This window comes from Marinomonas sp., assembly GCF_965225885.1.
Classification (GTDB): domain Bacteria; phylum Pseudomonadota; class Gammaproteobacteria; order Pseudomonadales; family Marinomonadaceae; genus Marinomonas.
The window spans coordinates 2,349,130-2,375,076 of sequence record NZ_OZ245329.1 but is presented as its reverse complement, the minus strand read 5'-3'; the positions used below and the strand labels follow the sequence as shown (position 1 = coordinate 2,375,076).

The window sequence follows — 25,947 nt, the reverse complement described above, 5'->3', positions numbered from 1 at the left end:
ATGCCCACTTCAATGAAGCGGGCATTTTTTATGACAAACAAAAACTAGAAAACTCGGTTAAAACCATTAAGCGCTGCAACTCGATAGGCTTCCGCCATAGTTGGGTAGTTAAACGTCGTGTTTAAAAAATATTTCAATGTATTCTGCTTACCTGGTTGCTTCATAATAGCTTGCCCGATGTGAACAATCTCTGACGCTTGGTCGCCAAAACAGTGGATCCCCAACAACTCCAAAGACTCGCGGTGAAACAAAATCTTAAGCATACCAACCGCTTCACCTGTAATTTGCGCGCGAGCAGTGTTTTTAAAGAAAGCACGACCCACTTCGTAAGGCACTTTTTCAGCCGTTAATTCTGCTTCAGTTTTACCGACGGAACTGATCTCAGGAATTGTATAAATACCTGTTGGCACTTCACTAATGAACTCACCACCTGGCGCACCGAACATATTAGCTGCCGCAGCACGGCCTTGATCATACGCCGCACTTGCTAGACTCGGCCAGCCAATAACATCACCCGCAGCATAAACGTTTTCAACTTGCGTTTGATAAGTATCATTTACCGCCAGCTGCCCACGACTATTAACGTCTAGATTAATCGATTCTAAGCCCAAATTATCGGTATTACCTGATCGACCATTACAGAACAATAAGGCGTCTGCGCGTAGTTTTTTACCTGACGCCATATGCATAACAACACCACGCTCTGTTGTCTCAACCGAGTCATATGTTTCGTTATGACGAATAAGCACACCACCATCACGCAAGTGATAACTCAAGGCATCGGTAATTTCATCATCAAGAAAGCTCAATAGTTTTTTGGCTGGATTGATTAGCTCAACACGCACACCCAAACCACAAAAAATAGATGCATACTCACAACCAATTACGCCCGCACCATAAATAATCAAAGAGCGCGGAGTGTGACTTAAACTTAAGATAGTATCGGAACAATAAATACGAGGATGCGAGAAATCGATATTGGCTGGACGGTATGGACGTGAGCCCGTTGCAATAACCACCTTTTTAGCCACCAGAAGCTCTGGCCCTTTCTCATAAGTATTTACTTCTATTGTATTCGCATCCTTGAACTTACCTCTACCAAAGTAAATATCAATTCGGTTACGCGCATAATACTCAGTACGCCCCATCACTTGCTTATCAATGACTCGATTCGCACGATCCAAAACTTTTGGAAATGAAAACCAACGAGGTTCACCGATATCACGGAACATCGGATTAGTATTAAAAGCTATAATCTCCTTAACAGCGTGACGCAACGCCTTTGACGGAATGGTTCCTAAATGCGTACAACTTCCGCCAACTTGCGAACTCGCCTCAATAACAGCCACTCTTTTGCCAGCCTTTGCAGCGCTCATTGCCGCGCCTTCTCCGGCAGGCCCAGTGCCTAACACCACCACATCATAATGTCTGGTTGTCATAATACCCTCTTCACTGTTCAATTATTTAGATGCGTCATAAAACGTGTCATCAGAAACTGTTGCCGCCATACCTTTTTTCGTTTCTTTCTCACACTTACCTTTGTCACCACCACAAATATCGCAGGCGACCTCCATACCCAGAGCACTCATGCCGCCACAAGAACCTGAAATAGGCTTTCTACCCATCAACACACCGACAGACATAGCAGTAACCAATAAAAGCATAAGGGCAAATGCCAAAATAATCGTCAACATATGATATCTCCTAAAAACAAGAAAACTAAAAGCGCATTTATTTTAAATAAGACCTGAAAGCATCAGATGGATGCTCCTCAAAACCGAAATCTGTTTTCACCAACAAATACGCTGCAATGCCATTTTTCTGCGCAAACTCGAAACCCTTTTCGGGACCAAGCACAGTAATTGCAGTAGCAAGACCATCAGCCATTGTTGTTGTTTTATCTACTACAGTAACAGAAACCAACCTATGCGTAATGGGCCTACCCGTTGCTGGACTAATTGTATGAGAATAACGCACGCCGTTTTTCTCAAAATAATTTCGATAATCACCCGATGTCGCAACAGCAACATCTTTTACATCAATTATACGCTCTGCGATATCGTGCCCACCTGCCGGGCTCTCTATTGCTATCTTCCAGGGTGATCCATCAGGCTTAATACCTTTTGACGCGATCTCACCACCCACTTCAACCAAGTAACTTTCTATCCCTTTATCCTCCAAAACCCGCGCAACAACATCAACGCCATATCCTTTAGCAATGGAAGATAAATCCACATAAATATCTTTTTCTTTTGTCAAATGGAGGTTATCAAGCTTTAAGTAATGGTAGCCCACTCGCAACTTGGCTTCGTCAATCGCATCTTGACTAGGCACTTTATCTTCGCGTTTACCTGGACCAAACCCCCACAAGTTAACCAAAGGACCGATAGTAACATCGTACTCACCATCGCTCATTTCACTAATAAGCAAAGCCTTATCAATAACATAAGCCACATCTTTACTGACAACCGCAGACTGACCTTTAGGCAACTTATTAAATAGCGATAACTCTGAATTAGGATCATAAGTCGACATAAGCTTGTTAACTCTAACCAAAGCTGCATCAACGTCGTATTTCAAATCCGAAGAATTATTAACGTCTTTTGTAGTAAAAAATTTCACTGTATAGGTTGTACCCATTGTCGGGCCAGAGAAACTTGCCAGTTCAGGAGTAAAAACAGAAAGACGGTAAACAACCGCAATAGCGATAAGTAGGAAAATTGGAAATAGTATTTTTTTACGCATATAAGGTCTTTTTTAGCCACCAATAAAATAAAGACCCACCAAAAGGTGGGTCTTTATTCAGGTGCTAGCCACCGAAATCATCAAGCAGAATGTTTTCTTTTTCTACACCTAGATCTTCTAACATCTTAATAACAGATGCGTTCATCATTGGAGGCCCACACATGTAGAACTCACAATCTTCTGGAGCAGGATGGTCTTTTAGATAGCTCTCATAAAGAACATTATGAATGAAACCTGTTTTACCTTCCCAGTTATCCTCTGGCTGAGGATCCGAAAGCGCCAAATGCCATTCGAAGTTATCATTCTCTTCTTGAAGTTTATCGTACTCTTCAGAATAGAAAGCTTCACGGACACTACGGGCACCATACCAGAAAGAAATCTTACGTTTAGAATTCAAACGCTTAAGCTGATCAAAGATATGTGAACGCATTGGTGCCATACCAGCACCACCACCAACAAACACCATTTCAGCATCAGTATCTTTGGCAAAGAACTCACCAAATGGACCGTATACTTTTATCTTATCGCCAGGCTTAAGACTAAAGACATAAGAAGACATCTGACCTGGAGGCAAATCATCTTTACCTGGAGGTGGAGAAGCAATACGAATATTAAACTTCACAATGCCTTTTTCTTCAGGATAGTTCGCCATTGAATAAGCACGAATAACGGTTTCATCTACCTTAGATACAAACTTCCAAAGGTTAAATTTATCCCAGTCACCACGATACTCTTCTTCAATATCAAAATCTTTGTAATAAACAGTATGCGCTGGCGCTTCTAGCTGAACATAACCACCAGCACGGAAATCAACATTCTCACCCTCAGGCAATTTCAACGTTAACTCTTTGATAAAGGTAGCTAGGTTAGGGTTTGACTCCACAGTACATTCCCAAGCCTTAACGCCAAATACTTCTTCAGGCACTTCAACGTCCATGTCCTGTTTCACAGAAACCTGACAAGACAAACGATAACCTTCTTTTTCATCACGACGAGTAAAGTGAGACTGCTCAGTAGATAGCATAGAACCACCACCACTAGTCACCTTACATTTACACTGCGCGCAAGTACCACCACCGCCACAAGCAGATGATAGAAAAATGCCACTGTTCGCCAAAGTTTGCAGCAACTTACCACCAGCAGGTGCAGTTACTTCCTTTTCACCATTGATGCGAATTGTAACGTCCCCAGTACTTACCAAGCGCGCACGAGCAGCAAGGATAATTGCCACTAACGCAAGCACGATAGCTGTGAACATCACCACACCTAGAATAATTTCTAAGTTGACCATGTTAGTTAAACCTTATTCTTGGTTGTCTAAATGGGCAGCCAATTAAAGCTGCACACCAGAAAATGACATAAAACCTAAGCTCATCAGACCCACTGTAATAAACGTGATACCAAGACCACGAAGACCCGCAGGAACATCTGAATACTTAAGTTTCTCCCGAATACCGGCCAGCGCAGCAATCGCTAACGCCCAACCAACACCAGCACCCACACCGTAAACAACACTCTCGCCAAAGTTATAGTCGCGCTCAACCATGAACAAAGAAGCCCCCATGATGGCACAGTTCACTGTGATAAGAGGTAAAAACACACCCAGCGCGTTGTACAACGCAGGCATATATTTATCCAAAGTCATTTCCAATATCTGAACGACAGCAGCGATAACACCAATGTAGCTCAATAGGCCCAGGAAGCTAAGATCAACACCAGGTAAACCCGCCCATTCAAGCGCGCCATCTACCAATAGATTCTGGTACAACAAGTTATTAAGCGGAACCGTAATCGCCAAAACAACAACAACCGCTATCCCCAAACCTATCGCTGTTTCCACTTTTTTGGACAAAGCCAAAAAAGTACACATACCAAGGAAGAAAGCCAACGCCATGTTTTCAACAAAAACAGCCTTAACAAATAGACTTATTAAATGTTCCATTTAGAGCGCCTCCTGAGAACGAGAATTCGCTGCAATCTTGAATTCAGGCTCTTCAACTTGCTCTTTCTTATAAGAGCGTAAAGCCCAAATAACCAAGCCAATAACAAAGAATGCACTAGGTGGAAGCAACATCAAGCCATTAGGCTGATACCAACCACCATTCTGAACAGTAGCGAAGATCTCAACGCCAAATAATTTACCCGCACCAAGTAGCTCACGGAAAAAGGCAACAACGATTAACATCGCACTGTAGCCCAAACCATTACCGATACCATCTACAAAGCTCATTACAGGACCATTTTTCATCGCAAACGCTTCTGCACGACCCATCACGATACAATTCGTAATGATAAGACCAACAAATACAGAAAGCTGCTTACTGATTTCGAAAGCAAACGCCTTCAAGATCTGATCAACCACAATTACCAATGAAGCAATGATGATCATCTGAACAATGATACGAATACTGTTTGGAATGTGATTACGAATAATCGCAATAAAGAAGCTTGAAAAAGCCGTTACTAAAGTTAAGGCAATAGCCATAACCAAACTAACTTTCATACTACTTGTTACAGCCAACGCAGAACAAATACCCAAGATTTGCAAAGCAATCGGGTTATTAGCAAGAATTGGCCCAAAGAGGACTTTTTTCACATCAGACATTATTGAACTCCTTCGCTACGAAGTTGCGTTAAGAACGGTCCAAAACCTTCCTGACCCAACCAGTATTGAACAAGATGAGTCACACCACGACTGGTTAGTGTTGCACCAGATAAACCATCTACTTTATAAGCAGCGTTAGGATCAGAACTATCAACACCACCCTTTACAAGATGGATAACAGCTTCACCCTGCTCATTGTAAATTTCTTTACCTTTCCACAATGCCTTCCAGTTAGGGTTGTCAACTTCACCACCCAATCCAGGAGTTTCAGCCTGATCGTAGAAACCAAAACCAATCACAGTATTGAAGTCATTTTTCAAAGCCATAAAACCATACATAGTTGACCATAAGCCATAACCATGAACAGGAAGAATGATTCGATCAATGCTATCACCAGACTTCACAAGATAAACTGCAGAGAAGTTTGAACGGCGTTTGATACCCGCTGGATCATTACCCTTAAGTGAAATAGATAAACTAGGATCTTTCGATGCAGCCTTCTGGTCAAAAGTTTCAGGTTTAATGCCTGCTTCTTTCAACTCATCTTGTGTTGCAAACTTACCAGTCTGCAAATTCACAATACGAGTTTCAACTGACTCAAAAATTTCATCAACAGATTTATCTTTTTCAAGCATTCCAGCAGCAGATAAAATATTGCGTTTACGGTCTAAATCTTTATTGGTGTTCTGAATAGGCTTAAGGCCTACTGCTGCCGCTGCAACAAAAATAGAACAAACCAAACACAAAGATAAAGCAACTATAATGGTCTTTTTAATACTATCGTTACTGCTAGCCATTGCGTGCAATCCTCCGTTTAATGTTTGCCTGAACAACAAAGTGGTCAATAAATGGCGCAAACAAATTCGCAAACAGAATTGCCAACATCATACCTTCTGGGTACGCAGGGTTAACAACACGAATCAGAACAACCATCAAACCAATCAGAGCGCCATAAAACCACTTACCACGATTCGTCATTGATGCAGATACTGGATCCGTCGCCATGTACATCATCCCGAAAGCAAAGCCACCTAGAACAAGATGCCAGTACCAAGGTGTAGCAAACATAGGATTAGTGTCAGAACCAATTACATTAAACAACGCAGAGGTTAGTACCATACCCAGCATAACGCCAGCGACGATTCGCCAAGAAGCAATTCGCATCACTAACAATGCACAACCACCAATTAAGATAGCTAGAGTAGAAGTCTCGCCCATTGAACCTTGAATAAAGCCAAAGAACGCATCAGACCAAGCAACCGTCAAACCAGCGACACCATCAGCTGCAAGCTGACTTAGCGCTGTCGCACCAGAAAAACCATCAACCGCTGTCCAAACTGCATCACCAGACATAGATGCTGGGTACGCAAAGAATAGGAAAGCACGGCCAGCCAATGCAGGGTTTAGGAAGTTTTTACCTGTACCTCCAAACACTTCTTTCGCCAACACAACACCGAAACTAATCCCTAAGGCAACCTGCCATAAAGGAACCGTTGCAGGCAATGAAAGCGCGAACAGGATAGAGGTAACAAAGAAGCCTTCGTTTATTTCATGCTTACGCACAGAAGAAAACAATACCTCCCAAAAACCACCAACAATAAAGGTGACAAGATAAACAGGCAAAAAGTACATTGCGCCGTAAATCATATTGTCCCAAATGCTTGAGGCATTATAGCTAGTCAGACTACCAATAATAGCATGGCGCCAAGAGTCAGCAGGTGCGACACCCATTGCTTCCATAGCCGTATTTGCTTGTAAACCAATATTGTACATACCAAAGAACATAGCTGGGAATGTACACATCCACACCAAAATCATGATGCGCTTCATATCCACAGCATCACGAACATGAGAGCCATTTTTGGTCACTGAACTTGGGCGATAAAAAATAGTATCTACCGCTTCATAAAGCGCGTACCACTTTTCGTATTTTCCACCTGAGTGAAACTCAGGTTCCATTTTATCGAGTACTTTTCTAAGCCCCATGAATTAACCCTCTTTCTCTATTAGAGTTAGGCAATCCCGAAGGATCGGGCCATATTCGAACTTACCTGAGCAACTGTAAGTACACAAAGCCAAATCTTCATCATCCAACTCAAGTGCACCAAGCTTCTGAGCCTGCTCCGTATCATTCACAACTAACGCACGTAGCAACTGTGTTGGCAAAATATCAAGCGGCATAACGCGCTCAAAATTACCAAGTGGCAACATAGTACGATCACTACCATTTGTTGTCGTTGTCATATCGAATGATTTTTTACCGGTAAGCTTGGATAAAAACACATTCATAACAGAATGTTTTTCTACACCAGCACGAAGATAATGCATCATTTGACGCTCACGACCTTCAAGCAATACTGATACTTGGTTGTGGTAGCGACCCAAGAAGGCAAAAGCACCAAAAGCATTACGACCAGAAAGAACAGAACCAGAAATAACACGGTTATCACCTTCTGCCAATTCACCAGCCAACAAATCACCCAAGCTTGCACCAATTTGAGTGCGAACTAAACGAGGTTTTTTAACCTGTGGGCCTGCCAATGCGATAACTCGTTCAACACTTAGCTCACCAGTGACAAAAAGTTTACCGATAGCAACAACATCTTGGTAATTAATAGACCAAACTGTTTTTTTGTCGCTAACTGGGTCAAGGAAATGAATGTGCGTACCAGCAAGTCCGGCAGGATGTACACCAGAGAACTCTTCAACCGTCACATCAGACGTTGTCGGGATTTTTGCACCAGCTGCCTTACATAGAAAAACCTTACCTTCAGTCAAACGAGTTAACACGGTAAGACCATCTGCAAATGCTTCCGCTTGATCAGCCAACACAACTTCAGGAGAAGCAGCGAGCGGATTAGTATCAATAGCGGTAACAAAAATAGAGCTAGGCGCTGAAGCAATTTCAGGCACTTTCGAAAAAGGACGAGTACGGAAAGCGGTCCATAACCCAGAATTAACAAGATTATCTACAACTTTGCTACGCTCTAATGATTTTAACTCAGAGCCAGAATAAGCGGTGAAGGTCTCAGATTCATTCCCTTCAACACTAATAACTAGCGATTGAAAAACACGTCGTGCACCACGATTGATAGCAACTACAGTTCCAGAAGCAGGAGCAGTGTAGTTAACACCCTCTGTTTTCTTATCTGTAAAGACAATCTGACCTTTCTTGACTTTGTCCCCTTCCTTGACAAGCATGGTGGGTTTCATTCCATGAAAGTCTGGACCGATCACAGCGACTGTTTTAGCAGCAGTCGCCGTCTCAATCACTTGATTGGGAGCACCTGAGATCGGTAGATCTAGGCCTTTTGTAATTTTATACATATGTTCTGCCCAACAATAAATTGAACACAAAAAGCGTAATGCGTAATGTTCACACCCCCCTCCGGGAAAACATGCATGAACGAACAACCAACCTTAAGGTAAGGCAATTGTAAAACACAAACTCACTTCACCAAAAAACCGACGTATTATAAAGATCATTCCCCCCATTGACCAGCTCATGAGACCGTCTTTAAGCACCAACTTTTACTTAAAAGCACAACTTTGTCCTTATTACATGATTTACAGCCACAAAAAATACTTTTTTTTGTTATTTTATTACGCAATTCATCACAACATCTTTTATCAAATGAATAAAAAGCAAATAAGGCGATCTAAACAACACGCCGCACCGTACTTTAGTCAGTTGCCATACAAGATTGAAAACGACACAATATCGCCTAATAAATGAATAGGCTCACACACGGAAGCACAACTATGATCAAACCAGAAGCTCAAATTCATATTAAAAATTTACGTCTACGGACTTATATTGGATTCAACGAGTCTGAAAAACAAAACAAGCAAGACGTTGTTATTAATGCTTGGGTACACTATCCAGCATCTCAAGCCTACGACACCGACGATGTTGAAAATGCGGTAAACTACCGAACAATCTGCAAAGAAATGATAGCTCACACCGAAAATAATCGCTTTCTTTTGCTTGAAAAGCTAACCGCAGATTTATTGGAGCTTTGCATGACGTCAAACCATGTTACCTTTGCAAAAGTAGAAGTCGCAAAACCACATGCATTACGTTTTGCAGACTCTGTATCCTTGACACTATCCGCCACTAGAGAACAATAAGCCCAACATGTCTGAAACCGTATCAATCACCCTAAAACCAGGCTTCAAAAATTTAATTAGTGGCCTAGATGGCAGCCGAAAAGCATTACAGCTACTAGCGATAGCAGCTCAACAAAAGCAACCAATGCTTTATATGGCAAACACTGTCGCCGAATTAAATGAGCTTGAAGATGAAATACAGTTTCTGAATCAAAACAAAAGAGAAATATTGAGGTTTAGTGATTGGGAAACGTTACCATACGATGCCTTTTCACCACATCAAGACATCATTTCTCAACGCTTAGAAACACTCGCTAAACTTTCTGAAACGAAAAACCCAATCGTACTCACCACGGTTGCTTCCTGCATAACGCGCCTTTGCCCAAGACATCATCTAGATGCTCAACGCTTTCATTTAGAAGAAGGGCAAGAACTGCCTCTGGAGCAGCTCTCAAGAAAGCTAACGAACGCAGGCTACCTGAATGTAGAAAACGTTCACGAACATGGTGAATACGCCATTCGTGGCGCCTTGATGGACGTTTATCCAATGGGGGCAGAAAACCCCATTAGGATTGACTGGTTTGACAACGAAATTGAATCCATTCGATGGTTTGACCCTGAAACTCAACGCAGCATCAGCAAAGTATCCGAAATTAAAATGCTTCCTGCAAAAGAGTTTCCGACTACACCACAGGGAATTCAACAGTTTCGCCAAGCCTTTAGGGAGAGATTTGAAACCAACCCTCTTTCTAGTCCGATCTACCAAGACATTTCCAGCGGCCTAATACCTGCCGGTATAGAATACTATTTGCCTTTGTTTTTTGAGCAAACAGCCAGTGTATTTGAGTATTTACCTGACAACACACTTATCATTCGTGCAGATAATTTCAATGATCAGTTTGCCAGCATTCAGCTCGATTTCCGCAGTCGTCACGAGTCACTTAATTACAATATCGAGCGCCCAATTTTAAAGCCCGATGAAATTTGCCTACGAGAAGATGAGCTTTTTGCGCAACTTAATCGATATACAAATATAATTTTTTCGGCAGCTGGCACTCACCCCACATACCAAGCCCTTGATGCTGTTAAAATTGACTCAAAAGCAGCACAACCGCTTGGCAAGCTAGAAAACTTCCTAGCAAAAACAACGGCTAGAGTACTGATTGTGGCAGAGTCTGCCGGTCGCCGAGAGGCCCTGCTTGATCTGTTAAAAAAATACAACATTAAGCCTAAGCAAGTGGACGGCTGGGAAGCTTTCACTAAGTCAACAAAAACACTCGCCATCACTGAGGGTAATATTGGCCGCGGCTTCATCATTAATGATGAGCTAGCTCTGATTCCAGAAAGTGAAATATTAGGCGAACGCGTTTCTCAGCACCGTCGACGCAACAAGCAAAACAACATTAGTGAAGATGCGATTATTCGCAACCTCACTGAATTGAGGTTAAACGCTCCTGTGGTCCATATCGATCATGGCGTTGGTCGCTACCTTGGGCTGACCAATCTAGAAATAGACGGCCAAGAAACAGAGCTACTCACTCTTGGCTACGCCAATGACGCCAAGCTTTACGTACCCGTCTCGTCATTACAACTCATTTCTCGCTACACAGGGGCCGACGAAGACACTGCACCGCTGCATAAACTTGGCACTGACAAGTGGAGTGTTGCGAAACAAAAAGCAGCAGAAAAAGCCCGTGACACAGCCGCAGAACTACTAGAAATCTACGCAAAACGCGAGGCACGCGTCGGTTATGCCTTCGCTAAGCCAGATGATCAATACGAACTATTCTCTGCAGGCTTCCCGTTTGAAGAAACACCGGATCAGCAAATGGCTATCGATGCGGTTATGGCGGATATGTCGACTAAAAAACCAATGGATCGCTTGGTTTGTGGGGACGTAGGGTTTGGCAAAACTGAAGTCGCCATGAGAGCCGCCTTCCTAGCCGTCCAAGATGGCAAGCAAGTAGCTGTTCTTGTCCCCACCACACTGCTCGCTCAACAACACTATGAAAACTTTTGCGACCGCTTTGCAGACTGGCCAGTAGAGATAGAACTACTGTCCCGTTTCCGCTCAGGAAAACAATCCAATACGTCCATTGATCGACTAGAATCAGGCAAAGCAGACATTGTCGTCGGCACCCACAAGCTTATCCAGAGCGATATTAAATTCGCCAATTTAGGACTGGTTATTATCGATGAAGAGCATCGTTTTGGTGTGAAACAAAAAGAGCAATTCAAAGCCTTACGAGCTGAAGTCGACATATTAACGTTAACCGCCACACCGATTCCTCGAACACTAAACATGTCTTTGTCTGGCATTCGTGATTTATCCATTATTGCCACACCACCAGCCAAACGCTTATCCGTAAAAACCTTTGTAAAACAAAAAGATGAGCATCAAATAAAAGAAGCTATTTTGCGCGAGCTGCATCGAGGCGGACAGGTTTATTACTTACACAATGAAGTGCAAACCATTCAAAAAGCGGCCGAGGAATTAGAAGAATTAATTCCAGAAGCTCGCGTTATTGTCGGTCACGGCCAAATGCGCGAAAGAGAGCTGGAACAAGTCATGTCTGACTTTTACCATAAAAGAGCCAACGTTCTCGTCTGCTCCACTATTATAGAAACAGGCATAGATATACCGAACGCCAACACCATTATCATTGAGCGCGCCGATAAGTTTGGTCTAGCACAATTACACCAATTACGCGGTCGTGTTGGTCGATCCCACCATCAGGCCTACGCCTACTTGTTAACTCCAAATGATCGCAAAGTAACTGGCGACGCAGAGAAACGTCTAGAAGCTATCACGCTTGCCGATACTCTTGGCGCTGGCTTTACTCTGGCCACGCACGATTTAGAAATTCGCGGTACTGGCGAATTATTGGGTGACGGCCAAAGTGGACACATTGAACACGTCGGCTTCTCTCTATTTATGGACATGCTAGACAGAGCGGTGAAATCCCTCAAAAATGGTGAGTCACCTGATGTAGACATTACATCGCCAGCACAAACCGAAGTAAACTTACGAGTACCCGCGCTCATTCCAGAAGATTATTTAGGTGATGTACATTCACGCTTGATTCTGTATAAACGTATTGCTAGCGCAAAGGTCAGTGAAGAACTAAAAGACCTTCAAGTAGAAATGATTGACCGATTTGGGCTATTACCAGATGCAACGAAAAATTTATTCCGCCAAACGGAGCTTAAACTCAAAGCAGAAAGTCTTGGCATTAATAAAATTGAAGCCAACGCCAAAGAAGGCAAAATCTTCTTTAACAGCAAAACACCGGTCGACCCGATGAAGCTTATTCGCCTCATCCAAACGAAACCTGACATTTATAAACTGGTTGGTTCTGATACGTTGAAATTTCTAGCTCCGATGAACAGCGCAGAAGAGCGTTTCCAACAAACGACAATGACTTTGGAATTATTACATTGAAATCCCTGATTGTTATTTTCTTATCCCTGATCATACTTAACACTCGTCTTTATGCCGCAGAGGAGCAAATCAACCCTGACACAGCTAGACCCTATGAAGGCTATCTAGTAACCTTTCAGTGGCCTGAAGGACTGTCAACCGAACAAGTTGATTACAAAAATGTCCTGTCTCCGGAAAGCCTTCTTCGCATAACGTCAGAAGAAGAGAAAGCTATCGACCCTGACAACAACACAGACCAGTCCACTCCTTTCGGCAACATAGAAGAGAGATTGGGCAGGAATGTAAAAATATTGGCCAACCAAAAATGGACGCTTATTTTCAGATTTCCAGGAGACACTATCGAAAAATCGTTTCATAGCAAACAAGAGAAAGATGGCTACCCCGAACTAACAGGCAACATAGCCATTAAACTTGGACGCTATTTAGAATCAGACATTCAATACAAACACTATCTATTTGACAGTTTTACACGACCCGACCCGATTCAAAGCAATGAACAAGCTGGAAGCACCTCAATATTCTCACAGGCTGCAAGCCAACCTGAATTTAAGGAGTTTGAGCCCGCATTGGTATTGAAGCTAAATCAAAGCAATAAAACCGCCAGCAAAAAAGTGAACTATCTAGATCATCCAATAATTGGCACATTAATTTATTTTGAGCCAATTGAATTAGAAGATGCGATAGAAAAAATTGCGGCACAATCGGTAACGCCCGAGACAGGAAAAAGCCTGACTTACGATTCTCTGCAAAGCACAAACGAACTCACCAACAGATAGAACAACAAGTAACAAACAAAAAAAAGAGTGACATGCAGCGCATATCACTCTTTTTTATGTCAAAGCTCACTTTTCAAAATTATTAATTAATAACCACGCGATTGTGTTATTTTTCCAACCCAAGATACCGCTTTGTGCTCCAAAGCAGAAAAGAATGACAAACCTAGACGCTCCGCCATGCCTTTTGGCTGCTTATAAGTCACTTGTATCACTTCTGCATTTTCATAATGAGAAACCAAATACGCATCACTGGTCATCACCACATCAATCAGCTTATTGTCTATTGCTTCTGAGCCATACCAAGTATCACCGGTAGCAATGCCTTCAATGTCCAATTGCGGACGCTGGCTAGAAACAAAGCGTTTAAACAAACCGTGCGTATCTTCTAAATCCTGCTTGAATTTTTCTCGACCTTCATCGGTATTTTCACCCAACATAGTTAAGGTGCGCTTATACTTACCCGCAGTATGAAGCTCAACATCAATCAAACTTTTATCAAGCAATCTGTGTACGTTTGGAACTTGTGCCACCACACCAATCGAACCAAGAATTGCAAACGGCGCTGCGATAATTTTATCAGCAACACATGCCATCATATAGCCACCACTGGCAGCAACTTTATCTACACAGATAGTTAATGGAATATTGGCTTCTCGAATACGCTGTAGCTGAGAAGCAGCCAAGCCATAACCATGTACAACACCGCCGCCACTTTCCAAACGAACAACCACTTCATCCTGCGGTTTAGCCACACTTAAAATTGCCGTAATTTCTTCGCGCATGGTTTCAACCGCTGAGGCCTTTATATCGCCATCAAAGTCCAAAACATAGAGGCGCTTCTTAGCAACTTCCTCAGCTTCCTTAGGCGATTTTTTCAACGCTTTTTTTTCTAATTTTTCTTTTTTCTTTTTTTCTTTTGCTAAATTCTTAAGAACCTTTTTATCCAACAATTGATGATCTAGTTCGGCCTTCATGGCATCGTAGCTTTCATTCAACTTAGTAACAGAGAGACTGCCTGGCTGCGATTTGCGCTTACTGCCAGATAAAGCAACCAAAAGAAAACCTATAACCAAAGCAACACTTACCAACTTTAATAAAAAACCCGCGTAGTCTGTTAAAAATTCCAACATTCATTCCTCTAAATAATCATAACTTCTTGAGATAGTGGGGCTATTTTTAAAAATAGCAATATCTTTTACTCATTAGTCACTATAGATACTGTTTTCTTTATCCCTTATTATCAACTAGCTTAAAAACATAAAAACACTTTGCCTATGGAAGGTGCGAATAAGTCTACTAAGCCTCAGTCTTTCAGAGAAATCGCCAAATAAGGCGCAGCTCTGAAGGAATGTAGGTACCTTTCAAAGAGACGCAACGACATGTGGCGTTTTCTCTGAAAGACCCGTATGCCTACATGGATGTAGGTAATTAGGGCAATGCAGGAGCAATTGCCGAGGGCATGGTCTAAAAGCCTGTATTCTTTGTTGAGCACCTCGAAAATAGAACCAATATTCACATTCGGTACTCGCTTCGAATAACAGGCTTTTATCCACATGCTGAGGCAAGAGGACTTGTTCGTACCTTCCCTATATGCTTTCCTGAAAGGAGCAATGAATGAAAACAACCTTGTCACATGCGCTTGGCAATAATTTCCTTGGGGCATCTCCCCTCTGGTACAAACAAGCCGTGATCGCATTCCTTATCATCAATCCCATTGCCGTAGTGACATTAGGGCCTTTCATTACTGGCTGGCTTCTTATCATTGAATTTATCTTCACCCTCGCCATGGCGCTTAAATGCTACCCACTTCAACCCGGTGGACTCATTGCCATTGAAGCGGTTTTATTAGGACTAACAACGTCAGATGGGGTTTATCACGAAGTTATTAAAAACTTCGATGTTATTTTATTGCTAATGTTTATGGTCGCCGGCATTTACTTTATGCAGGGCATGCTGCTTTTCATCTTTAACAAGTTATTGATTAAAATACGTTCAAAAGTAATCATTTCTTTAGTTTTTAGTTTCACTGCGGCCATCCTCTCAGCTTTTTTAGATGCATTAACCGTAACCGCCGTCTTAATTAGCGTAAGCGTTGGATTTTACTCGGTTTATCACAAAGTGGCTTCTGGTCAATCAGCCAATAACTCACACAATCACAGTAGCGATGAAAATATCCTTCCAGTAAATCAAAAAGATTTGGCTGAATTTCGATCATTCCTTCGCAGCCTACTTATGCATGGTGCCATTGGTACAGCGCTCGGTGGTGTAGCAACTCTAGTTGGCGAGCCACAAAACTTGCTCATTGCCAAAGTAGCTGGCTGGGACTTTATTGAGTTCTTTCTGCGCGTTGCCCCCATTTCCATGCCAGTACTGGCATGCGGCTTATTAACCGTCATTATCCTAGAAAAAACGAAATGGTTTGATTACGGCGCGCATCTTCCTGAGAACGTACGCAACATTCTGAAAAATTTTGAAGCGGAAGAGTCTAAAAAAAGCACCACCAAACATAAAGCACAGCTGGTTGTTCAAGGCATTGTGGCTGTTGTGTTGATTCTTTCTTTGGCTTTTCATGTCGCTGAAGTAGGCTTGGTCGGACTTATGGTCATTGTGCTACTTACTGCGTTTAATGGCATTACTGAGGAACATCAAATAGGCCACGCCTTTGAAGAAGCATTACCTTTCACCGCCCTATTAGTTGTATTTTTCACCATAGTATCCGTAATACATGAGCAACATCTGTTTCAGCCAATTATTGATGTTGTGTTGCATATGCCAACACACTCTCAGCCAATCATGTTCTTTATCGCCAACGGTATTTTATCTGCGATCAGTGATAACGTATTTGTTGCAACCGTTTATATTGGTGAAGTAAAAGCCGCACTTGATGCTGGCACTATTACCCGCGAGCATTTCAATACACTGGCTGTTGCCATCAATACAGGTACAAATCTACCAAGTGTAGCAACACCAAATGGGCAAGCCGCCTTCCTATTCTTACTAACCTCTGCAATTGCACCTCTGCTACGATTGTCTTACGGCAAAATGGTTTGGATGGCATTGCCTTATACAGTCGTACTGAGCGTTGTTGGCGGACTTTGCGTCTCTTACTTATTATGAGTGCAGCCACCATATAAATTAAGCGCATAAAAAAGCCCTCTACTAGGAGGGCATTTTTTTGCTTATTACTTTTATGAGTTTGTCTTATTCACATTGCTAAGCTAATGCTTAATTCGCCACAAAGACTGACCTGATTTTTTATCAATCAAATCCAAACGTTCTTCATGGACTTTTAATTCATCCTCACTCGCTCTAATCACTTTCAACGCAGGGCGATTTTGAGAAAGTCGACGAATTTCTTCAACACCACCTTCTTCTTTAGAGTCTGAATCAGAATTATTAGCCAAACCAAGGCTAGTTTGGCCGCCTGTCATCAACAGATAAACGTCGGCAAGAATCTCTGAGTCTAAAAGAGCGCCGTGCAATTCACGGTGTGAGTTATCAATACCGTAACGTCGACATAAAATATCTAGATTGTTCTTCTGCCCTGGGTGCTTTTTACGAGCATAAACCAAACTATCAAAGACACCGCACACTTCTGCCGTTTTTGGATAACCACCGATGCGAGCAAATTCATGATCCATAAAGCCAATATCAAACGGCGCGTTGTGTATGATAAGTTCGGCACCTTTTATAAAATCAAAAAACTCTTGAGCAATTTCATGAAAACGTGGCTTGTCAGCAAGAAATTCGTTACTGATCCCGTGAACGCGGAAGGCCTCTTCTTCCACCTCCCTATCGGGATTGATGTAAACGTGAAAATGTCGCTTAGTCAGCTTACGACCAATCATTTCCACACAACCAATTTCGATAATTCGATGCCCTTGTTTTGGGTCAATACCAGTTGTTTCCGTATCGAGCACTACTTGTCTCATGATGCAGCCCTTAATTCATCGATACCCTTATTCGCCAATTGGTCAGCAATTTCGTTACCTTCTATGCCAGCGTGACCTTTCACCCATTTCCAAGTGACTTCATGATACTGACACTGCTCATCTAAAGCTTGCCAAAGGTCTTTATTTTTAACAGGCTGCTTAGAAGCTGTCATCCAGCCTTTTCGCTTCCAACCCGCTAACCACTCAGTAATTCCCTTCTGTACATAAGAGGAATCGGTATAAAGTGTTACAGAACATTTTTCTTTCAAGGCTCGAAGCCCTTCTATCGCCCCCATAAGCTCCATTCGATTGTTGGTGGTATCATGTTCACCACCACATAGATGCTTTTCATGTTCACCAAAAGTAAGCCAAGCTCCCCAACCACCGATACCCGGATTACCCTTGCAAGCACCATCTGTATACATTATTACCTTTTTCACTCTTTCATCTCTTTTGCTGTTGGTTTTGTTAATGGCGGCACTCTAACTCGAGCCCCTGACCAACGAGGTTTTAATGGAATAAAACGCCTTACTTGTTTGGTTGCTGTCATCACATACACACCACTAAAAGGCAGTTTGAGAGGCCTCAAAACTCTGTCAACCCAAGCAAAGCGCGACCGCCACTTACCACTTTGCAGAGGCGGCTCATAATAAACAAAACGTTTTGACTCCAAGGTTAAGCCAGCCACTTTCAACCAGTCTTCCAAACGTTGATGGGCAATAAAATGCCCACACCAAGGCGCTTTGATTTTTTTAGTAAACAAACGACAAAATCCCCACAGACTCCAAGGATTAAAACCGATAATAACTAGCTTCCCACTTGGTAATAAGGTTCTTGCGGCCTCCCTAAGATCATCATGCGGTGTCGCAGAAATATCCAAGGTGTGATGAAAAATATGCACATCGACACCATCAGCCTCAAAAGGCAGTTCACTTGCTCTAGCGACAATAGTATTACTGGGAGCACCGAATTCTAAAACAGGTGCAATTAGAACGCTTTCACGTAAACGGTGATTCTTCAGAGAAAAATCCTTAAGAGGTGACTGACTCACTAAATAGTAACCTACTGCGGAATCAAGTTCTGAGGCTATCTCGTTCAACTCCAATTGCAACAGACTATCGCCTAGGTTACTTTTGTACCAATTTTGAAAAAATTGTCTTGATTGATCATCCAACATACAATGAATTCTCTATTTAAAACGGTATGACTGTGTCTTTATTATTTTTCTTGGCGCGTCATATGAAACACAACAACCTCTTAAAAGTAGACAACTTATGACTATCTTTCCGCTTCCCGCCTTCCAAGACAATTATATCTGGATAATCCAAGATAAAGATAGTTCGGGTATTTGGGCGGTAGACCCAGGCAAAGCAGATGTTGTTTTAAACTACTGTCACGAACATAAAAAGACCTTAGTAGGCATTTTAATCACCCACCACCATAAAGATCACACGGGTGGCGTTGCTGAACTCAAACAATACTCAAACTGCCTCGTATATGGGCCTGAACACCTCTCAGAGCTGGTAACTCACCCTGTCAATGAAAATGATCGAGTCCAAGTTTTTTCAAAAACATTTACTGTCATAGCGACGCCAGGCCACACTCTTGACCATTTATGTTACTTTTCAGATCAAGAGTCTCCCATTCTATTTAGCGGTGACACATTATTCAAAGGTGGCTGCGGTCGTATAATGGAAGGTACGCCAGAACAAATGCTAACAGCCATGGCAAAAATATCAAACTTGCCCAATGATACGCTAATTTACAGCACACACGAATACACATTAGCCAACTACCGCTTTGCTCTTTCCATAGAACCTGACAATAAAGAACTAATAGAAAGTAATAACGCTAGCCAACAGCTTCGCTTAGAAGAAAAGCCCACATTGCCAACAAAACTCTGCTTAGAGAAAAAAACTAACCCTTTTTTAAGAAGCCACATTGAGGCCCTTAAAATACATGCAGCACAACAACTTAACGAAAAACCGGCATCAAATCCGATTGCTGCTTTTAGTCAAGTTAGACGTGCTAAGGATAGTTTTAGTTGACCTCTATAACCACACCTTTAAAATGGCGAAACTTTACTCAATTTTGTGACCTTCATGATATATAAATTTTTATTGGTTTGCCTTGCAAGCCTAGCACTAAGTGCATGCCAAACAGCCTCTAAAATAGAGCGAAAAAACACCTCCAGCGATCTACTGGAATCTGCAGAGAGTGCCGATGCTGATGCCGTAGAAGCAGATACCGAGCAACTTGGCTTTATTGACACCGTTCCTCCAGTCGTTTCAACCACTGAAGACGAAGAAATTGCTAAAGCAGAACCCGTTATTGCAAACAAAAAACCAAGAGCGCCAGAAGACATTTGGCAAAGAATTCGATCAGGATATCAGTTAAATCTAGACATAGATCGTCCTAGACTGTCTTCTCAACTGCGCTGGTTTAGTTCTCACCCTTCGTATCTAGACAGAGTATCAAAACGCGGTGAACGCTATCTTTATTACATTGTTGATGAACTTGAAAAAGCAGGTATTCCAACCGAAATAGCTTTATTACCTATCGTCGAAAGTGGCTTTGATCCTTTTGGGTACAGTCACGGCCGTGCCTCTGGCCCTTGGCAGTTTATCCCCTCAACCGGTCAAATGTATGGGCTAGACCAAACATGGTGGTATGACGGTCGCCGAGACATTATTGGCTCAACTCAAGCAGCCATTGCTTACTTAACTCGATTGCATAAAATGTTCGATGGTGATTGGTTACATGCCCTTGCCTCATATAACTCTGGTGAAGGCACAGTATTAAGAGCCATTAGAAAAAACAAAAAAGCGGGCAAACCCACGGATTTTTGGTCTCTTGATCTTCCTAGAGAGACACGCGCTTATGTTCCAAAACTGATCGCCCTAGCGAAAATCATTAAAAACCCAGAGAAATATAATTATTCAACTTACTTCATTCCCAATAAACCGTACTTTGATGTCGTCAACATCGGCGGGCAACTCGATTTAGCTCAAGCAGCAGAAATGGCGGATGTAAGCATTGATGAAGTCTATCTGCTAAACCCTGGGTTTAATCAGTGGGCAACTTCTCCAGATGGACCACACAGATTACTAATGCCAGTTTCTAAAGCAAAACAATTTAGAACCAAACTGGCAGAAATACCGAGTAAAGAACGAGTCACGTGGGTCCGCTACACTGTAAAAGCGGGCGACAACTTACTTCTCGTTGCGAAACAACACAACACCACAGTTAATGTCTTGCAAAATGTAAATAAAATATCCTCAACGATGATTCGTGTTGGACAAGAACTGATGATTCCTGTTGCCGGTAATGACATAGAAAGCTATACGCTAAGCTCCCATCAACGCTTATTGGCCAAGCAATCTCATGCACCAAACCGTAATCGCATAAAAATAAACTATACAGTTAATTCTGGTGACAGTTTATGGCTAATTTCAAACAAATACGGCACCGACAGCAAGACATTGGCTCGATGGAACAATATGGGGCTAGCAGATCCACTTCTTCCAGGAAAGAAATTGGTTGTGTGGTTAGAACCTAAGCAGTCAGAAAACAGCACACGAAGCGTGATGAAAAAGGTGATTTACACCATTCGCTCTGGCGAATCTTTAGCTGTAGTTGCCAACAAATTCAAAGTATCAATAAATGATATTCGAGATTGGAATCCAAAGGTTGGCAGTAAAAAATACGTTCAACCCGGCGATAAAGTCACTCTACTTGTTAATGTCGTTGGCGGATAAGTAAGTCCATTCTATTAATTTAAGATCCAACAAAAAAGGGCTGAATTTCAGCCCTTTTTTGTAACTCGCATATCATAATTCTAATATTAAAGTATCACTCGTAACGACAAAGATAAGCAGTCATTTCAGCCACTTTCAATTGGAAGGTCTGATTCGCTTCAACAATGAAATTATCACCTTTAACGAACGTCTTCCAATCACTTTCTGTAGGCAATTTAACAGTCAAGGCGCCTGACACCACTGTCATATATTCTCGCTGACTCGTACCAAACTCGTATTCACCAACCGCCATAACACCAACCGTTGACGCTCCTTCCGCATTATTCAATGCAACGGACTTTACTTGATCATTAAAATAGCTATTTACCGTTAACGCTGTACTCATAGACAAGCTCTCATTTACGTTTAAAAATCTGTTTTATCCGCGTTAAAAATACATTTACGTATTATTGTTGCCAACCATTTCTTCAATTATCCATTCTTTAAAGGCAGACATGGCAGAAGTTACAGAGCGGCGTTTTTCGTAAACCAAGTAAAAAGATCGCGCTGTGACCAAAGGCTGATCAAACAGCACTTTTAGCGTACCTGCCGCAATTTCAGGCATAACCAGATCCACATTAGACAAAGAAATACCCAAGCCTTGAGCGGCAGCTCCTGCTGTCAGCGAGCCACTAGAGAACATCAAACCACGACGAAAAACTTTCGGATCCAGACCGTTTTGCTTAAGCCAATCATGCCACTCATCTTTGCGCTTTGTTACATGAAGTAAAGGATAAAAACGCATATCTTCTGGCGTATTAATTGGTTGATCTGGACGAATCAGCTTTGGGTTACAAACGGGAGATAGCTTGGCCGGAGTTAGAAAGTGCGACTCCACATCATCCCAGTCACCGTAGCCAAAATACACAGCCATATCGATATCACCAGCTGAAAAATCAATGAGCCCTATCGAAGAGCTTATCTCAATTTCAATATCTGGGTATTGCTGCTGAAAACGCTCCATTCTTGGCATTAACCAACGAGTAAGGAAAGCCGGCGCGACGGCCAACCGAAGCGATCCCGACTTCTGCTTACTTTTAAGCTCTGCTGTGGCGTTTTCCAACTGCTCAAAAATGCTTTTTATTGGCTTTAAGTAGGACTCCCCAGCTTCCGTTAAAATCACTTTACGTTTAGTTCGACGAAATAGTTCAAGGTCTAGAAAACTTTCCAGACCTTTGATTTGATGACTAATTGCAGAAGGTGTTACAGACAATTCCTTGGCTGCTTTGTTGAAACTGCCATGACGAGCGGCAGATTCAAAACACTTTAATGAATTTAATGGGGGTAAACGATTAATAAGCTCATCTCCAATAGATAAGGAAGATTAATCAATAGCGTGAATACAACTCACCTGTCAATTAATAAAATCTAACTCTCTGGGTAAATTAACAAAAAAACAACAAAGTCTACTCTTCTTCATCGCCAATGTTGTCTGGCACCGCAAAACGCTTAGGTGGCAATTTAAACGCATCAAAACCATCTTGTTGATTATCGTGGAAGCGTGCTTTTCCTGCTGGCTTTTTATTCGTTTTCTTAGGTGCTTTGGTTGGTGCTTTGGTGCTGTCTTTTTTCGTTTCTTGGCGAGCAGGCTTAGGTGGAAGCAAACCTTTAAATTTTGCCTCAAGACCCTCAATCGACTCTGTGGCAAACGTCTTCTGCAAAAAAACTTCTATCGCTTTGAAATTCACCCAATCTTTTGGGCCCACCAAAGAATAAGCATCACCTTTAAAACCCGCACGACCAGTACGACCCGTTCTGTGCACAAACTCTTCAGCTTGCTTTGGCAAATCAAAGTTAAAAACATGAGAGACACTGGCAATGTCCAAACCGCGAGAAGCAACATCGGTACTTACCAATACATCAAACTGTCCTTTTGCGAAGCTTTCCATAGTCTTATTACGAGCGCTTTGAGACAAGTTACCGTTCAAAGCTTGAGTGCTTAACCCCCAGCCGACAATGATCTCAGATAAACGCACCGTATCACTTTTGGTTGCCGTAAAGACAATCGCTTGTTTAATGGTTTGCCCCATCAATAAGTGTTTCAGTAAGGCTTCCTTATGATCCAGATGATCACAAAGCAAAACATGCTGAGATATGTCAGTGTGTTCATCAAAGCCTTGCCCGATAGCAACACGGGAAGGCTCTCGCAATAACTCCCCAGCAATCTCACTCACTTCAGTGTTATCTAAAGTAGCAGAAAAGAACAAAGTTTGACGTTGACGATGGCTCGCTGCCGCGTTGATAGCTCGCATTGCATCAGCGAAGCCTAAATCCAACATGCGGTCAGCTTCATCTAAAATAAGCAGTTCAAGCCCTTCCAGAAAAACATGGCGCTGCTTTAAGTGATCAACCAAACGACCGGGTGTTGCCACAATAAAATGTGGGTCTTTTTGCAAAGACTTATGCTGATCGTTAAAGTTTTCCCCACCTTGAATAAGAATTGAGGTAAAACGACTCGCGGCTAGCAAAAGACGCAGTTGACCAAAAACTTGCTTTGCCAACTCACGAGTTGGTACCAGAATAACCACTCGTGGATCACGTTTAGACAAGGCTTTTTTCTTATAAACTCGATGCAAGGCAGGCAAAAGATAGGCAAGTGTTTTTCCTGAACCTGTTTTTGACGACGCTAACAAGTCTCTGCCAGCCATCGCTTCTGGAATAGCACGAGCTTGAATCTCAGTTGCCTCATCAAACCCCAAATGGGCAATGGACTTTAAAATGCGATTATCAAAACCAAATTCTTCGAATAACAAACAAACACCCCTTCAAAACTAAAATACTACGCAAACAAAGCGTCACGTCTAATGCGCGCATTATAACCTAGACAGGCTCAAATTCGTTATGCATCTTGCATTAAAAGATAGCTTTTACCGGCACTTATTATGCCCATACCAGCACCTTTCGGTGTCTCAACCTGCTCAAGGCTTTCAGCAATACCATAAAACACATTTCGCCCTACCAAAGCCTTCATACCATAGCGCATAGATACATAAGGGCGTTCCTCTTTATTGAATAGTTCCATCCAAAGATCACAATCAACACCAAGCACCAGCACGTCGTCAGTTTGGGTTATGAACTCAATAGATTTTCCGCGTTCTGTTTCTATCCATTGCCAACGCGTAACAAGAAAAGGCGCATCTTCTACTTGAATTCGAACCTTTTCGACAGGTGTTACCAAGAAATACTCGCCACCTTCAAACCATAATATTCGGCTGAACATAGTTACCATGGCAGAACGCTTAATCTTGCTGCCTTCATGAAACCATTCGCCGTTCGCTTTAATCACCATATCCATGTCACCGCAAAAAGGCGGTTTCCAATTATGAACAGGTGGCAAGCTAGAAGTCGCTACCTCAGAAAGACCTTTTAATTCTATATTTGACATAATCCCTCTCTATAAGATTAGCGCGCCTCACTTCATCAACAATATTATTCAACTTCCAAGCAAAGCCTTGAATTCATTTCACTGTTAGAATACCCCCAACAGACAAACATCACGAGACGCAGATCGAAACCTTTGTACAATATTACCTGCCTCGTCTAATTAGAGTGTGACATTATGAAATCGGAATTAGCAAAAAAGTTTCAAGACCCTAGTCGAGGCGTTTACTTCATTGGTACAACGCCACCCAAGTCTTCTCTTGAAGAAGAGCAACTAAAACAAGTAAGCCAAAAGCTACTTGAGCGCCTTGATAATATCGACGTCGATGGGCTAATCGTTTATGACATTCAAGACGAAACTAGCCGAATTGACAAGCCACGCCCTTTTCCTTTTATGGAAACTCACGACCCACGAGCTTGGTCAAAACGCCTTCACCAGCAATCAGGCAAGCCTGTCATTACCTACAAGTCTGTCTCATCTCGTAGCTCAGAAGAATTTTCAGGCTGGTTAACTGAAGCATGGGAACAATACGGCATTCGTGATTTAGTATTAGTTGGCTCGCCTTCTTCAAATGGCGATATCAAACTGCCACTGCCGCAAGCTTACGAAACACTAAAAGCGTCACCTCATGAATTTAACCTTGGTGGCGTTACCATTGCAGAACGTCATGCGAAAAAAGGCGACGAGCATTTACGTCTGTTGAAAAAATCAGAATCAGGTTGCGAGTTCTTTATTTCACAAGCCGTCTATAACCACCAAGCGACAGCAGATCTAATCAGCCGCTACGCGAGAACTTGTAAAGAAAAGGGCGAAGCGCCTAAGCGCATCATTTTGACTTTCACTCCATGTGGCAGTGCAAAAACACTAGAGTTCATGGAGTGGTTAGGAATTTCCGTACCAGACGCTACTAAGCACCGCATTTTAGATGCTCAAGCACCACTAGAAGAGTCTATTAAGATTTGCCGTAATGCGTTAGAACAAATCATTGAAACCGCTCTACCACTTGGCGTTCCACTTGGTTTAAACATCGAAAGCCTAACCAATAGAAAGGAAGAAATTGACGCCTCTATCCAGCTTTACAAGCTACTAAAGGCAACACTAGATCTTAGACTCGCTGAGCAGTCTCTTTCTAACAAATAATCCTTCTAACTAGCCTTA

General features: G+C 42.3%; 24 protein-coding genes. 7 read left to right on the top strand and 17 right to left on the bottom strand.

Annotated features, from left to right (window positions below; translation table 11 throughout):
* Positions 1-44 precede the first annotated feature (44 nt).
* From sthA to ACO05V_RS11150, 9 genes are all read right to left on the bottom strand, one after another.
* Positions 45-1,439, bottom strand: a complete 1,395-nt coding sequence (gene sthA / locus ACO05V_RS11190; protein ID WP_212918469.1) for a Si-specific NAD(P)(+) transhydrogenase — start codon at positions 1,437-1,439, stop codon at positions 45-47.
* A gap of 21 nt (positions 1,440-1,460) precedes the next feature.
* A complete protein-coding gene (gene nqrM, locus ACO05V_RS11185) occupies positions 1,461-1,694 on the bottom strand; it encodes a (Na+)-NQR maturation NqrM (RefSeq protein ID WP_212918468.1) in 234 nt (77 codons plus the stop codon).
* A gap of 37 nt (positions 1,695-1,731) precedes the next feature.
* Positions 1,732-2,745 carry an FAD:protein FMN transferase gene (locus ACO05V_RS11180; RefSeq protein ID WP_421851097.1) on the bottom strand — a complete coding sequence of 338 codons (1,014 nt, stop codon included), beginning with the start codon at positions 2,743-2,745 and terminating at the stop codon, positions 1,732-1,734.
* 64 nt (positions 2,746-2,809) lie between these two features.
* The gene (gene nqrF, locus ACO05V_RS11175; protein WP_072838023.1) at positions 2,810-4,036 is read right to left on the bottom strand and encodes an NADH:ubiquinone reductase (Na(+)-transporting) subunit F; all 1,227 of its coding nucleotides are present in this window, start codon (positions 4,034-4,036) and stop codon (positions 2,810-2,812) included.
* 42 nt (positions 4,037-4,078) lie between these two features.
* Positions 4,079-4,687, bottom strand: a complete 609-nt coding sequence (gene nqrE, locus ACO05V_RS11170; protein WP_255825250.1) for an NADH:ubiquinone reductase (Na(+)-transporting) subunit E — start codon at positions 4,685-4,687, stop codon at positions 4,079-4,081.
* Complete coding sequence (locus ACO05V_RS11165) at positions 4,688-5,350, bottom strand: NADH:ubiquinone reductase (Na(+)-transporting) subunit D (protein WP_421851093.1); 663 nt, start codon at positions 5,348-5,350, stop codon at positions 4,688-4,690.
* Positions 5,350-6,147 (bottom strand): Na(+)-translocating NADH-quinone reductase subunit C, encoded by a 798-nt coding sequence (locus ACO05V_RS11160; RefSeq protein WP_421851090.1) that lies wholly within the window; start codon positions 6,145-6,147, stop codon positions 5,350-5,352. The genes ACO05V_RS11165 and ACO05V_RS11160 overlap by 1 nt, the downstream gene beginning before the upstream one ends.
* A complete protein-coding gene (locus tag ACO05V_RS11155) occupies positions 6,140-7,336 on the bottom strand; it encodes an NADH:ubiquinone reductase (Na(+)-transporting) subunit B (protein WP_421851088.1) in 1,197 nt (398 codons plus the stop codon). The genes ACO05V_RS11160 and ACO05V_RS11155 overlap by 8 nt, the downstream gene beginning before the upstream one ends.
* Before the next feature lie 3 nt (positions 7,337-7,339).
* On the bottom strand, positions 7,340-8,677 hold the full coding sequence (locus tag ACO05V_RS11150; RefSeq protein WP_421851085.1) for a Na(+)-translocating NADH-quinone reductase subunit A: 1,338 nt from the start codon (positions 8,675-8,677) through the stop codon (positions 7,340-7,342).
* Between the two features lie 435 nt (positions 8,678-9,112).
* Between ACO05V_RS11150 and folX the strand changes: the two genes are divergently transcribed.
* From folX to ACO05V_RS11135, 3 genes are read left to right on the top strand one after another with little or no spacing between them, the layout of a single operon-like run.
* A complete protein-coding gene (gene folX / locus ACO05V_RS11145) occupies positions 9,113-9,481 on the top strand; it encodes a dihydroneopterin triphosphate 2'-epimerase (protein ID WP_421851082.1) in 369 nt (122 codons plus the stop codon).
* A 7-nt stretch (positions 9,482-9,488) separates the two neighbouring features.
* Positions 9,489-12,902: a transcription-repair coupling factor gene (mfd, locus tag ACO05V_RS11140; RefSeq protein WP_421851080.1), complete on the top strand. Its 3,414-nt coding sequence runs from the start codon at positions 9,489-9,491 to the stop codon at positions 12,900-12,902.
* The gene (locus tag ACO05V_RS11135) at positions 12,899-13,678 is read left to right on the top strand and encodes a CsiV family protein (protein WP_421851078.1); all 780 of its coding nucleotides are present in this window, start codon (positions 12,899-12,901) and stop codon (positions 13,676-13,678) included. The genes mfd and ACO05V_RS11135 overlap by 4 nt, the downstream gene beginning before the upstream one ends.
* 86 nt (positions 13,679-13,764) lie before the next feature.
* Here the strand turns inward: ACO05V_RS11135 and sohB are convergent, their stop codons facing one another.
* A complete protein-coding gene (gene sohB, locus ACO05V_RS11130) occupies positions 13,765-14,808 on the bottom strand; it encodes a protease SohB (protein ID WP_421851075.1) in 1,044 nt (347 codons plus the stop codon).
* A gap of 484 nt (positions 14,809-15,292) precedes the next feature.
* Between sohB and nhaB the strand changes: the two genes are divergently transcribed.
* A complete protein-coding gene (gene nhaB / locus ACO05V_RS11125) occupies positions 15,293-16,795 on the top strand; it encodes a sodium/proton antiporter NhaB (protein ID WP_421851072.1) in 1,503 nt (500 codons plus the stop codon).
* A 101-nt stretch (positions 16,796-16,896) separates the two neighbouring features.
* Here nhaB and dnaQ read toward each other — a convergent pair whose 3' ends face one another.
* Genes dnaQ through ACO05V_RS11110 form a run of 3 tightly spaced genes read right to left on the bottom strand, consistent with a single transcriptional unit; the run spans position 16,897 to position 18,787 of the window.
* Positions 16,897-17,610, bottom strand: a complete 714-nt coding sequence (dnaQ, locus tag ACO05V_RS11120; protein WP_421851069.1) for a DNA polymerase III subunit epsilon — start codon at positions 17,608-17,610, stop codon at positions 16,897-16,899.
* Positions 17,607-18,035 (bottom strand): ribonuclease HI, encoded by a 429-nt coding sequence (gene rnhA / locus ACO05V_RS11115; RefSeq protein WP_012069413.1) that lies wholly within the window; start codon positions 18,033-18,035, stop codon positions 17,607-17,609. Before rnhA ends, dnaQ begins: the two co-directional genes overlap by 4 nt.
* 11 nt (positions 18,036-18,046) lie before the next feature.
* Complete coding sequence (locus tag ACO05V_RS11110; protein ID WP_421851066.1) at positions 18,047-18,787, bottom strand: class I SAM-dependent methyltransferase; 741 nt, start codon at positions 18,785-18,787, stop codon at positions 18,047-18,049.
* A 97-nt stretch (positions 18,788-18,884) separates the two neighbouring features.
* On the opposite strand from ACO05V_RS11110, the gene gloB reads away from it, so the two are divergent.
* Together gloB and ACO05V_RS11100 are read left to right on the top strand one after the other, a co-directional pair.
* Positions 18,885-19,658, top strand: a complete 774-nt coding sequence (gloB, locus tag ACO05V_RS11105; RefSeq protein ID WP_421851064.1) for a hydroxyacylglutathione hydrolase — start codon at positions 18,885-18,887, stop codon at positions 19,656-19,658.
* 54 nt (positions 19,659-19,712) lie between these two features.
* Positions 19,713-21,368, top strand: a complete 1,656-nt coding sequence (locus ACO05V_RS11100) for a LysM peptidoglycan-binding domain-containing protein (protein ID WP_421851061.1) — start codon at positions 19,713-19,715, stop codon at positions 21,366-21,368.
* A 94-nt stretch (positions 21,369-21,462) separates the two neighbouring features.
* Here ACO05V_RS11100 and ACO05V_RS11095 read toward each other — a convergent pair whose 3' ends face one another.
* The 4 genes from ACO05V_RS11095 to ACO05V_RS11080 all read right to left on the bottom strand — a co-directional run bounded on the left by ACO05V_RS11095 (position 21,463) and on the right by ACO05V_RS11080 (position 24,792).
* Positions 21,463-21,753, bottom strand: coding sequence for a pyrimidine/purine nucleoside phosphorylase (locus ACO05V_RS11095; protein WP_421851058.1), 291 nt, complete (start codon positions 21,751-21,753; stop codon positions 21,463-21,465).
* A 54-nt stretch (positions 21,754-21,807) separates the two neighbouring features.
* Positions 21,808-22,704: a transcriptional regulator GcvA gene (gene gcvA / locus ACO05V_RS11090; protein ID WP_421856940.1), complete on the bottom strand. Its 897-nt coding sequence runs from the start codon at positions 22,702-22,704 to the stop codon at positions 21,808-21,810.
* 109 nt (positions 22,705-22,813) lie between these two features.
* On the bottom strand, positions 22,814-24,160 hold the full coding sequence (locus ACO05V_RS11085) for a DEAD/DEAH box helicase (protein WP_421851056.1): 1,347 nt from the start codon (positions 24,158-24,160) through the stop codon (positions 22,814-22,816).
* Positions 24,161-24,246: 86 nt separating this feature from the next.
* On the bottom strand, positions 24,247-24,792 hold the full coding sequence (locus ACO05V_RS11080; protein ID WP_421851053.1) for a DUF1285 domain-containing protein: 546 nt from the start codon (positions 24,790-24,792) through the stop codon (positions 24,247-24,249).
* A 174-nt stretch (positions 24,793-24,966) separates the two neighbouring features.
* On the opposite strand from ACO05V_RS11080, the gene ACO05V_RS11075 reads away from it, so the two are divergent.
* Positions 24,967-25,929, top strand: a complete 963-nt coding sequence (locus ACO05V_RS11075; protein ID WP_421851051.1) for a hypothetical protein — start codon at positions 24,967-24,969, stop codon at positions 25,927-25,929.
* The last annotated feature ends 18 nt before the right edge of the window (positions 25,930-25,947 follow it).